The sequence below is a fragment of the Shewanella sp. SP2S2-4 genome (genome assembly GCF_031932025.1).
Taxonomy (GTDB): Bacteria; Pseudomonadota; Gammaproteobacteria; order Enterobacterales; family Shewanellaceae; genus Shewanella; species Shewanella baltica.
Map to the genome: position 1 here is coordinate 46130 of NZ_JAUOER010000033.1, position 11614 is coordinate 57743.

Sequence of the window (11614 nt, forward strand, 5' to 3'; positions counted from 1 at the left end):
GATTGGTTGGAAGGCTGGCATTGCAAGTCAGTGCCGCCCTTCGAGTCTGTTCACGACAGTGACACGCCGTTCGGTTGTTTTATAAAAGTATCTTCACACTTGGAGTCATGTTCCGCTACCCACATTTTCCACTGTCGCTCGACCAACTCTTTCATTGGCTCATCCTGCGGTAGTGGGTGTATTTCGAAATCAGACAAAGTAGCTTCATAAAGCGTTTCCCCTCCATCAACAGGAGCGCGCAATCCAGCCACAAACACGTCTTCAGCTAATTTAACATCTCCCAGAAGCGCCAATGCATAAGCTCGATTGCCCAGAATTAAGCCGCTTAAACTTTCTGGTTCAAGATAAATTAAACCTTTATCGAAATACTCAAGAGCTTGCTTGAAATTAGCTTCTGCCTGCTCAACATTATCCTTCATCAAATGTTCTTTTCCATCAGAAAGCCGAGCAAAGCCAATGCCATTATATGCATTGGAAGCCATCTCTTTCAGAACCAACTCGGTCGCATTACCAAAGCGGCGAACCAGCTCGTTATAAGTCTCCATCGCAGCTTCGGGCTGCTTGAGCTTATATTGTGTACCACCTTTGTTTACTAGCGCTCTGGCAACCTGTTCTTTCAGTACCAACTCAGACGCACCATCAAAGCGACGTACCAGCTCGTTATAAGTCTCCATCGCAGCTTCTGGTTGATTGAGCTGACCTTGTTCCATACCTTTATAGAGCAACGCATTGGCAACCTGCTCTTTCAATACCAGCTCAGTCGCACCACCAAAACGACACACGAGCCCATTAAAAGTTTCTATCGCTGCCTCAGGATGGTTGAGCCGACCTTGTGCCACACCTTTGTTTACTAACGCTTTGGCAACCTGCTCTTTCAGTACTAGCTCTGTCTCGTCAGTAACACGACACACAAGCTCATTAAAAGTTTTAATTGCTGCCTCAGGCTGGTTGAGCCGACCTTGTGCCACACCTTTATTTAACTGTGCTACAGCAACTACTTTTATTAACTTCAGATCCGTCGTACGGTCAAATCGACTCACTAGTTTGTGATAAGTATCCACTGCAGCTTCAAGCAGATTTAGCTTACCTTGTGTCATACCTTTGTTCGCCAACGCGGCTGCGACTAGGTAATTAATCTTCGGGGACTCATCTTCGATGAACATGCTAACCAATTCTTTTGACTGACTATCTGCTTGAGCTACCAGTTTCTCTTTCAACTCAACTAGTTGTAATTGCAGTTGTTGAAGTTCTTTTTCAGCATCTTTCATATCGCTGCTGTTAAGTGTTTGCAGCTGAAATAAAGCTTCTAATCTAGCGCTTCGGTCTTGTAACTGAATAATCTGCGTAATTACCCAAGATTGCTCTACAACAGGCAGAGCTTCCGTTGATTGCTTTGTGGCAGCATAGGAAACATTACTGTGAATGCTAAGAAAACCGACTATTAACAGGCACTGCAGGTATATGCGAAATGGAAATAATTGAGACACAGCTATCCTTTGCAAGATCTAATTCATAATGAAATAGTTAATCTACTGACATTCATAAATAAAAACCACTTACTTGGCATGAATTTGAGTAAACTTGTGAGTCTTGAGCCAATTAATTTTTTTACTTATGCATCGTTCTTCGAAAATGATAGCGCCAATATCGGTTTATCATTCAAAGCCAGCTCGTGAATGATAAACCGAACAATTCCTCACAAAACCACAGACAATCTATTTTTCATTTTTAACCAAAGTGGCCTGTAATCTAATTTCATTATTCTCATTCAAATTAAGGACTAAACCGCCCTTCCTGCGGCGACGCCGGATGCCCAGGCCCATTGAAAATTAAACCCGCCTAACCAACCACTTACGTCCATGACTTCACCGATAAAGTAGAGTCCTGCGACTTTGCTGGCTTCCATAGTTTTGGATGACAACTCATTACTATCAATACCACCTAAGGTCACTTCGGCGGTGCGGTAGCCTTCGGTGCCATTCATCAATAATGTCCAGCGGTGTATATCATCGACCAGTGTTGCGCGCTCGGCGTGCACTAGTTGATTTAAGGCTTTGTTCAACAAGGCCTCATCGAATAGCACTTCAACCAAACGTTTAGGTAACCACTGGCTGAGAGTGTTACGCAGGCTTTGCTTAGGGTGCGCGGCGAATTGTTGCTCTAGCAATTGCGCCAAATTCATATTCGGCAAGAGATCGATTTCTATGGTTTCGCCTGCTTTCCAATAGTTGGAAATTTGCAAAATTGCAGGGCCGGATAAGCCGCGGTGGGTAAAGAGTAAGGCTTCGCTAAATGCAGTGCCATCTTTGGCGGTAATGCGGCTCGGCACGGCTATGCCCGACAAAGGTTCGAAACGAATTTTATCTTCACTGTGCCATGTAAACGGTACTAAACCCGCGTGAGTTGGTAGCACTTTTAAGCCAAACTGCTCGGCCAGTTGATAACCGTAAGGCGTGGCGCCGAGTTTAGGCATGGATAAGCCGCCGGTGGCGATAACCAGTGAGTCGCAGCTCAATTCGCCGCTAGAAGTGTTGAGCTCAAAGTGCCCTGCCTCGGTCTTTTTAACGGCCAGAATATCGGTGCGCAGCTTAATGGTAACGCCCGCCCATTCACACTCGGTCAATAGCATAGTGACGATCTCTTTAGCCGAGTCATTGCAGAACAATTGGCCGTGATCGCGTTCGTGATATTCAATACCGTGGCGCTCGACCAGTTCAATAAACTGCTGCGAGGGATAACGCGCGAGTGCCGACTTAACAAAGTGGGGATTACCACAGAGGAAATTTGCGGGCTCGACTTTAAGGTTAGTGAAGTTACAACGCCCGCCGCCGCTGATGAGGATTTTACGCCCGGCTTGCTTGGCATTGTCGAGTACGAGTACATCACGGCCTCGGTAACCCGCGGTCGCTGCACACATCAATCCCGCGGCGCCGGCTCCGATAATAATGACATCATGATGTTTCACGCTCTTACTCCACACAGATAAATTGATTGGTATTGACTGCCAACGGGCAGTTTGCTGACTCGCGATCCCTTAGCAAGCAAGTCAGCAACAGCTAAACGGAGCAAAGATAAGCTCAAACGTTAGGTACAAATCCCCTTTTTGCCCTCCAACCTTCATGGACGAAGGACATGCCGCCTGATATCGGAAACATCGCAGCCAACATCAAAGGCATGACGAACGGGCACAAAAAAGGGCGCTATTTTAGCACCCTTTCCTTTATTCAGCATCATTGCGGCTCGCGGTTTATTGCGCGGGCGTTTCTGATTTCTTTTCTCTGCTGAGCAATTCTTTCGCGGCGTCGACGGGCGATTTACCTTGGTACAAGACTTGGTAAATCTGCTCGGTGATTGGCATTTCAACCCCAAGGCGTTTCGCAAGTGTAAACACTTCTTTGGTATTGCGATAACCTTCAACCACTTGGCCGATTTCAGCCTGCGCTGTCATCACATCACAGCCTTTACCTAAGGCTAAACCGAAACGACGGTTACGGGATTGGTTGTCGGTACAGGTCAACACTAAGTCGCCTAACCCCGCCATTCCCATAAAGGTGGCCGCATTGGCCCCTAAGGCTTCGCCTAAACGCGTCAATTCGACTAAACCACGGGTGATCAGGGCTGTTCTGGCATTGGCACCAAAGCCGATACCGTCGGACATGCCCGCACCAATCGCGATCACGTTCTTTACCGCACCGCCAAGTTGCAGTCCGGTAAAGTCGTCGTTGGCGTAAACCCGCAAACGTTTAGGGCTGTGTAACAGCTCGACGAGATCGTTGGTGAACGTAGGACAAGTACCCGCAACCGAAATGGCCGTAGGTAAACCCATGGCTAATTCTTTCGCGAAGGTCGGCCCAGATAACACCGCCAGCGGATATTGCTCACCTAACACATCACGGGCCACATCTTGCAGCAAACGTCCGGTTTCAGGCTCGAGCCCTTTCGTTGCCCATACGATGCGCGCATCGCTACGGAGTAACGGTTTAGCCTGCTCAAGCACAGTACCAAACACATGGCTTGGTACTACCACTAACACATTGTTACTGGCAGCTAAGGCTTTGGCTAAATCGGCTTCGATCTGTAAACAATCAGGAAACGCAATACCAGGCAAAAAAGCTTGGTTGCACTTGTCTTGAGCGAGCGTTTGCATGTGGACAGGATCGTGTCCCCATAACAAGGTCTTATGACCGTTGCTGGCTAAAGAAATGGCAAGGGCGGAGCCATAAGAGCCCGCCCCTAATACCGTGATATCGGCAGAGTTTTTCATGTAATTAAGCGTTAGCTTCTTCGGCAGCTGGTGCAGTCGCAGCAGCTTGACGTTGTTGCACGTATTGGGCAAACAGCGCGTCGAAGTTAACTGGTGCTAGGTTCAGTTGTGGGAAAGTACCACGACCAACTAAGCTGCCCACGGTTTCGCGAGCATATGGGAATAGGATGTTAGGGCAATATGCACCTAATGAATGTGCCAGTTGTGGCTCAGTCAGACCAGTGATAGAGAAGATACCGGCTTGTTGTACTTCACATAGGAAAGCGGTATCGCCACCGTTTTGTGCAGTTACCGTTAAAGACAGGACAACTTCATACACATCGTCAGCTAATTTAGCGCTGCGCGTGTCTAAATCTAACTTAACTTCTGGGTTCCATTCTTTTTGGAATACAGCTGGGCTGTTAGGCGTTTCGAAAGACACATCTTTAGTGTAAACACGTTGGATGTTGAATTGTGGGGCTTGTTGTTCGTTGTTTGCTACTTCAGCCATAATTTCCTACCTATCCTATCAATGTTGTATCGGCTTTTCGTTGAAAGCCAATTATTATTTGAAAGCCAATTCATCTTTGAACGTAAATTGGCTCGGGGCTTATGTTACTCAAGGCCTGTATCAGATCTCGGTATCATCCCAACTTGCACCCATATTCGGGTATCGATCGAACCAGTCTAAAAACTTACATTAAGCCCTTAGCGACCGCAGGATCAGTATGCCAAACAATGATGACTGTATTGCTGCACTGCCTAAAGGATAGGGTGCAGCTTAAATCATAACTGCCGCCGACAACTTATCTTTTGCTTTTTGAAACAGGCATATTTGCTGCCTGCCATTCACCCATACCACCTTTCAAGTTGTACAGGTTTTCAAAACCTTGCTTACTCAAAAGCTGAGCGGCTTGAGACGAGGTCATGCCAGCATTGCATACCAATATAATGGGACTCGCTTTATACTTTTCAAGGGCAGATATCTGATTATTTTTAATATCTGCTAGCGTAACGTTAATTGCATCAACAATATGCCCCTTGCGGAACTCATCACTTGAGCGCACATCAACCACTTTAGCGTCCTGTCTGTTCACCATAATCGTCAGTTCTTGGTGAGAAATACTTTTGATCTTTGACATGCTCGATTTGATGAGACTCGCAACAAGCACAACAAATAATCCCACCCAAGCCAGACTGAGCATTGAGTGAGCTTTAAAAAATTCGATATATTCTTGCATGATGATTGCCCGCATAAATGGCGAAAATTCGATAAGGGCACAGAGTATACCGATTGCCTTGGCAGATTGCAGCAGTTTAGTCACAGTTCGAGATCGCACTTTTAGCGCAATTGGTCCAGCACTTGTCACAAGCCACTCACAGAATCGGGCGAATTAGTGATTCGATGACCTTAATCGGGGTAAAGCGCTTTTTCATACCCAGCTAACGTAGTAATATTTGACCAATTTCAGATTTCTATCGCTTCTATAAAACTTAAAGGTATCACTATGACGACAGCTAAACGTCCGCTCGCGTTGTTGATCCTCGATGGCTGGGGCTACCGTGAAAACACGCATAATAATGCGATTTTCCACGCCAACACTCCGGTACTCGACCGTCTCAACGCTCAATATCCCCATAGTTTGATTTCAGGTTCTGGCTTAGATGTAGGCTTACCTGATGGCCAGATGGGAAATTCTGAAGTTGGCCACATTAACTTAGGCTCTGGCCGTGTGGTTTATCAAGAACTCACTCGCATCAGTAAAGCCATTGCAGATCATGAGTTTGAACAAAATCCAGCCCTGTGCGATGCGGTTGATTCAGCCATTAAAGCCGGCGGCGCAGTGCACATTATGGGTCTGCTTTCTCCCGGTGGCGTTCACAGCCATGAAGAGCATATCGAAGCGATGTGCCGCATGGCCGTTGCCCGTGGCGCGACAAAGGTTTATCTGCATGCTTTCCTCGACGGCCGTGATACACCACCGCGCAGCGCTAAAGGCAGCTTGAGCCATTTTGATGATCTGTTTACTACATTAGGCCATGGCCGTATCGCCTCGATTATTGGTCGTTACTTTGCAATGGACAGGGATAATCGTTGGGATCGTGTGTCGCAAGCCTACGATTTGATCACTCAAGGTAAGTCAAAATTCCAATACGACAATGCCGTTACAGCATTAGAAGCGGCTTACGAACGTAACGAAAACGACGAATTCGTCTCTTCATCGGCGATCACAGATGCCAACGGTCAAGTTGCGACCTTGCAAGATGGCGATGCACTGATATTTATGAACTTCCGTGCCGACCGTGCCCGTCAAATCACCCGTAGCTTTATCAATCCAGATTTCGATGGTTTCGAGCGTGCTGTCGTGCCGAAAATGCACTTTGTTACTCTGACTGAGTATGCCGGCGACATCACAGCGCCTATCGCATATCCATCTGAAAACTTGGTGAACACCTTAGGTGAAGTGCTGCAAAAACAAGGGCGTACTCAACTACGTATCTCTGAAACGGAGAAATACGCCCATGTGACTTTCTTCTTCAACGGCGGCAAAGAAGAGCCATTCGAAGGTGAAGATCGCATCCTAATCAACTCACCTAAAGTGGCGACTTACGATCTACAGCCTGAGATGAGTTCAACTGAACTCACCGACAAGTTAGTGGCGGCGATTGAATCGACCAAGTACGACGTGATCATCTGTAATTATCCCAATGGCGACATGGTCGGCCACACGGGTAATTTCGATGCTGCGGTGAAAGCCTGTGAAGCAGTTGACGCTTGTATCGGCCGTGTAGTGGATGCGCTGGCGAAGGTTGGAGGTGAATGCATTATTACCGCCGACCATGGTAACGCCGAGCAAATGACTGACGAAACCACAGGTCAGGCGCACACAGCCCACACCAGTGAACTGGTACCTTTCGTCTTTGTGGGCCGCAATGCGACCATAGATGAAGGTGGTAAACTCAGCGATGTCGCACCGACTATCTTGACCTTGATTGGCGAAGCCATTCCAGCAGAGATGACGGGCAAGCCCTTAATCCACATTAAAGAGTAACCGTTACCTAGTGAGCACTCGACTCCTTGTTAAAGCCAGCATTATTGCTGGCTTTATGATGTTATCTTTCTCGGCCAACGCTTCTGATTTGGAGAAGCGTCAGTCCGAGTTGAAATCAATCCAATCGCAAATAAATCAACAACAAAGCGCGTTAAAAACCACCAGTAAACAAAGAGAAAAATTGCTGTCATTGCTGCGTAGCGATGAAGAAGCGATTGCGTCAGCGGCCAAAAAAGTCAACAGCACCAAAAATAGCTTAGCGCAAATCGACACGAAACTGACCGAGCTGAAACAACGTCAAGATGAGTTAGAAACGCTTAAAGTGAGTCAGCAACAAACACTGTCGAAACAGCTGTCGAGCGCCTATCTTGCCGGTAATCACGATTACACTAAGATGATGCTCAACCAGCAAAGTCCTGCGACTATCGAGCGTATGTTGGCCTATTACCAATACCTCAATAAAGCGCGGATGAAGTCGATCAACGAATTAAAGCAAACCTTGACCGAGCTAGATGAGATCAAGGTGTCGCAAACGAGTAAGCAAAAACAATTAACCAAACTCGTGGCCGAACAACAGGTCCAAGCTAAACGTTTGAGCCAAGAGCAAGCTCAGCGACAACTGACCATCAAAGAGCTGCAACGCACCTTAAATTCTAAGGGCGCTGAGCTGGAGCAGTTACAAATTGAAGAGGCCAGCTTAAAGCGCGTGGTCGAACAAGCGCTGCGAGCCATGAAAGACAATCCTTCGATGGAAGGTTTTGGTAAACAAAGTGGCAAACTCAAATGGCCAACTAAAGGTCGCGTCAGTGCCAGCTTTGGCAGCCAACGTTCCGGCCAAGTGGTATGGAAAGGCACTATGTTATCCGCACCAGAAGGGCAAAATATTCGAGCCGTTTCAGGTGGTAAGGTTATTTATGCAGACTGGTTACGCGGTTTTGGTTTAGTGATGGTTATCGATCATGGCAAAGGTTATATGAGCCTTTACGGCCATGCTCAAACCCTATTAAAAAGCCCTGGCGACATGGTAAAAAGCGGCGAAGCGATAGCTTTAGTCGGACGTTCGGGTGGACAGAGCGAGGCTGGCCTATACTTTGAAATAAGGCACAAGGGGCAAGCCGTCGATCCAGCGAAATACTGTCGCTAATCATAACGGTCCCCTCATCACAGGGGACGGCTATGAAACACATGATCCGCTATATCAGTTGCGTTGGATTAGGCCTGACTTTGGGCCTATCCATCAGCCTCTCTAGTCAAGAGAACGCTAAGTCCTATCGCAGTGATTTTGACTATCCGTTACTACAAGATGTGCTTGAAACCGTTGAAACTTATTATGTGAAAACCGTTTCAAAAGAAGAGTTAGTGCAAGCGGCAATCAAAGGTATTTTTGAGCATTTAGATCCCTATTCCAGCTTTTTGAATCACCAAGAATTACTCGATCTCAAAGACTCCAATCGCGGCGAATATTTTGGTTTCGGCTTCGAAGTCGCAACCCAAAATGACCACATCAACATCATCGCCCCCTTCGCCCATTCCCCTGCAGAACAAGCGGGAATACGCGCAGGCGACATTATCGTTAAGCTCAACGACACACTGGCGACCGAGACTAACCTCGCCAATATTCTCGCCGAGATAAAAAAACATAGCCTCAGCAATCAAAGCATTAAGTTAGTGCTTAAGCACAGCAATGACGATGCGACCTTTGAGGTGTCACTCAAGCCGAGCACTATCACTATCGAATCTGTCACCACTCAACTGCTTGATGGCAATATTGGGTATGTCAGATTAAGTAGCTTCCAAGAAAACTCGACCGAAGATATGGTGCGTTCACTTAGCCAATGGCAAAATAAACCGCTCACCGGGCTCATCTTAGATTTACGTAATAATCCCGGCGGCCTGCTCGACCAAGCCGTTAAAATTGCTGACCTATTTCTCGCCAAGGGGCGCATAGTCTCAACCTCTGGCCGCTTCTTCGATGCCAACTCCGACTACTACGCCTCACCACAAACCATGCTGACTAACGTGCCCATGCTAGTGTTGATCAACAAAGGCTCGGCTTCAGCATCCGAAGTACTCGCCGCCGCACTGCAGGAAAATGGTCGAGCTAAGCTGTTAGGTGAAACCAGTTTTGGCAAAGGCACAGTACAAAGCCTGATCCCCATCTTAGAAGATGGTAACGCGATAAAACTCACCATTGCCCAGTACAATACCCCCAGAGGTGAAAACATTCACAACATAGGAATCGTCCCAGACATAAAAATTGCCGCAGAAACTGGTTCCGGCGCGGGTAATTTGGCTATAATCGACGCCCTATCCGCCCATGCATCTCTGGCCCAAGATCATCAAGTGACCTCAGCCATTGCATGGATACAGCATCATGACTAATAAGAAGAAACTGTGCGCTTACTTTATTCCTTGGCCCTATTGGCCCTAAGCATTTCTCAAAGTCATGCTGCCCAGATTGCGCTCATTATTGATGACATAGGTTATCGTCATACCGATCAAGCCGTGCTGGCACTGCCCAGCACAGTCACGCTCTCTGTGTTGCCTCATACTCCTCTTGGCGAAGAACTCGCCAATGCTGGCCATAAAAAGGGCCACGAAATCATGCTGCATCTGCCTATGCAGGCGCTTAATGGTAAGGCGTTAGGGCTGGGTGGATTGACCAATACTATGACTGAGGCACAAATCCGCGCCAGTGTTGTCGATGCAATTAACAGCGTTCCTTTTGCTAAAGGTGCCAATAACCACATGGGGAGCTTACTGACTCAACTCGATGATCCTATGCTGTGGGTGATGGAAACCCTCAAACAAAAGCATCTGTATTTTATCGATAGTATGACAACAAGGTTCACTAAGGCGGGAGGGACAGCGGATCAGTTAGGAGTGCCGTTATTAAAACGCCAACTGTTTCTAGACAATGATATCAGTGCTAAAGCACTCGAAAGACAATTTAGCTTAATGATAAGTCAGGCACAGACTCAAGGTAACCTAGTGGCGATTGCCCATCCTTATCCAGAAACCATGCGCTTCTTAAAGGCCAATCTACAAAGACTAAAAACCGAGGGGATTGATCTAGTACCTGCATCAAGCTTGCTCCCCATCGGCATTGCACACAAAAATGGAACTAATCCAACTGTAACACTGAGATAGACATGTCAGGCAACAAGGCAAGTAACTCATCACGATTACTCACAATGTCCAGCAGAGTATATTGATCGAGCACATTCAAATACGCTTCAACTGCTTGTGCTAACACGCCTTTCAGCTTACAGGCAGGCGTGAATCGGCAGTAAGGTTTGCTGCAATCAATCGGCGCCAACGAGTTTTCTAATACCCGAACTAACTGACCTAAGTTAATCTCACTCGCAGGCTTACCCAAACGGAAACCGCCCATCTTACCGCGAATGGTTTCGAGGTAACCCATCTTGCCTAAATGATGCACTATCTTAGAGACATGATTTGGAGACAGATCAAATACCTGAGTAATTTCAGCAATTCTAAATAAAGTGGTTCTGTCTGGCTGAACCGCCAAATACATCAAGGTACGAACGCCAAAATCGGTATAACGAGTTAACTGCATATTTCACCTGTCAGCGATAAACTTAATGAGAGGTTTGAGCTTCGAGTTGGGTAATCAACCAAAGCGCCTCTTCGTTCGAATGACCACATACATCTTCCGATGCATCAAAATCACTACAAACCGCGGGACGATCGGGGGAGCCGAAGATCAAACATAAATTGGCATCACTCAGCTGCACACAACGCTCACCCGCAGCCTTACCATTTGGCATACCAGGAATACCAGGAATACCGCTGCTAATTGAAGGCGCAATACAGCAAGCACCACACCCAAGACGACAATTCATTTTCGTTACTCATGAAAGACATAAGGCATTATACCGTTTAATTTGTCCGAGATCAGTGTCACAGGTCAATACTGCCAAGTCGCGCACAAGCGCCATTCTGTGCGAGAAAGACATAATATGAAATAAGTGGGACAAACTCAGACAAAAGTAGCTGAGATTTAAATTTACTACGAATGGGTTGCAACCTTTGAAAAGGCTTTCATTCTATGCAGGTAGGAAACGATGAGCTTATGAACACGAAGCTAGGCTAGATCCTTGCAAAAGAAGCCGCGACAATAGAAATAGATAAATTCCAGATACGAAAAAGCCCTAACATTGCTGTTAGGGCTTATCGAAATGTTGGCGGAGCGGACGGGACTCGAACCCGCGACCCCCGGCGTGACAGGCCGGTATTCTAACCAACTGAACTACCGCTCCTTTAGTTTAACGTTTGCACGTTAACCTAAATTAGG

The 11614-nt window shown here is 46.9% G+C and carries 11 protein-coding genes and 1 tRNA gene; 4 read left to right on the forward strand and 8 right to left on the reverse strand.

Annotated elements, in window-relative coordinates; all coding sequences use genetic code 11:
• Positions 1-50: 50 nt before the first annotated feature.
• From Q4Q54_RS20015 to Q4Q54_RS20035, 5 genes are all read right to left on the reverse strand, one after another.
• Positions 51-1487 (reverse strand): tetratricopeptide repeat protein, encoded by a 1437-nt coding sequence (locus Q4Q54_RS20015; RefSeq protein WP_311989382.1) that lies wholly within the window; start codon positions 1485-1487, stop codon positions 51-53.
• Positions 1488-1780: 293 nt separating this feature from the next.
• On the reverse strand, positions 1781-2965 hold the full coding sequence (locus Q4Q54_RS20020; protein ID WP_311989383.1) for an NAD(P)/FAD-dependent oxidoreductase: 1185 nt from the start codon (positions 2963-2965) through the stop codon (positions 1781-1783).
• A 282-nt stretch (positions 2966-3247) separates the two neighbouring features.
• The gene (gene gpsA / locus Q4Q54_RS20025; protein ID WP_012196477.1) at positions 3248-4264 is read right to left on the reverse strand and encodes an NAD(P)H-dependent glycerol-3-phosphate dehydrogenase; all 1017 of its coding nucleotides are present in this window, start codon (positions 4262-4264) and stop codon (positions 3248-3250) included.
• Positions 4265-4268: 4 nt separating this feature from the next.
• Entirely contained in the window at positions 4269-4754 is a 486-nt protein-coding gene (gene secB, locus Q4Q54_RS20030) for a protein-export chaperone SecB (protein ID WP_006083777.1), read from the reverse strand.
• Between the two features lie 295 nt (positions 4755-5049).
• Complete coding sequence (locus tag Q4Q54_RS20035; RefSeq protein ID WP_106651729.1) at positions 5050-5484, reverse strand: rhodanese-like domain-containing protein; 435 nt, start codon at positions 5482-5484, stop codon at positions 5050-5052.
• Between the two features lie 267 nt (positions 5485-5751).
• On the opposite strand from Q4Q54_RS20035, the gene gpmM reads away from it, so the two are divergent.
• The 4 genes from gpmM to Q4Q54_RS20055 are packed head-to-tail and all read left to right on the forward strand — an operon-like array spanning position 5752 to position 10446.
• On the forward strand, positions 5752-7296 hold the full coding sequence (gpmM, locus tag Q4Q54_RS20040; protein WP_311989384.1) for a 2,3-bisphosphoglycerate-independent phosphoglycerate mutase: 1545 nt from the start codon (positions 5752-5754) through the stop codon (positions 7294-7296).
• A gap of 10 nt (positions 7297-7306) precedes the next feature.
• A complete protein-coding gene (locus tag Q4Q54_RS20045) occupies positions 7307-8440 on the forward strand; it encodes a peptidoglycan DD-metalloendopeptidase family protein (protein ID WP_311989385.1) in 1134 nt (377 codons plus the stop codon).
• Positions 8441-8472: 32 nt separating this feature from the next.
• Positions 8473-9678, forward strand: a complete 1206-nt coding sequence (locus Q4Q54_RS20050) for a S41 family peptidase (protein ID WP_311989386.1) — start codon at positions 8473-8475, stop codon at positions 9676-9678.
• Positions 9679-9690: 12 nt separating this feature from the next.
• On the forward strand, positions 9691-10446 hold the full coding sequence (locus Q4Q54_RS20055) for a divergent polysaccharide deacetylase family protein (RefSeq protein ID WP_311989387.1): 756 nt from the start codon (positions 9691-9693) through the stop codon (positions 10444-10446).
• Here Q4Q54_RS20055 and Q4Q54_RS20060 read toward each other — a convergent pair.
• From Q4Q54_RS20060 to Q4Q54_RS20070, 3 genes are all read right to left on the reverse strand, one after another.
• On the reverse strand, positions 10421-10876 hold the full coding sequence (locus tag Q4Q54_RS20060; RefSeq protein WP_006083784.1) for an Rrf2 family transcriptional regulator: 456 nt from the start codon (positions 10874-10876) through the stop codon (positions 10421-10423). The genes Q4Q54_RS20055 and Q4Q54_RS20060 overlap by 26 nt on opposite strands.
• Before the next feature lie 22 nt (positions 10877-10898).
• Positions 10899-11162 carry a YkgJ family cysteine cluster protein gene (locus Q4Q54_RS20065; RefSeq protein ID WP_311989388.1) on the reverse strand — a complete coding sequence of 88 codons (264 nt, stop codon included), beginning with the start codon at positions 11160-11162 and terminating at the stop codon, positions 10899-10901.
• 340 nt (positions 11163-11502) lie between these two features.
• Positions 11503-11579 (reverse strand) — tRNA-Asp (locus Q4Q54_RS20070).
• Between the last annotated feature and the right edge of the window lie 35 nt (positions 11580-11614).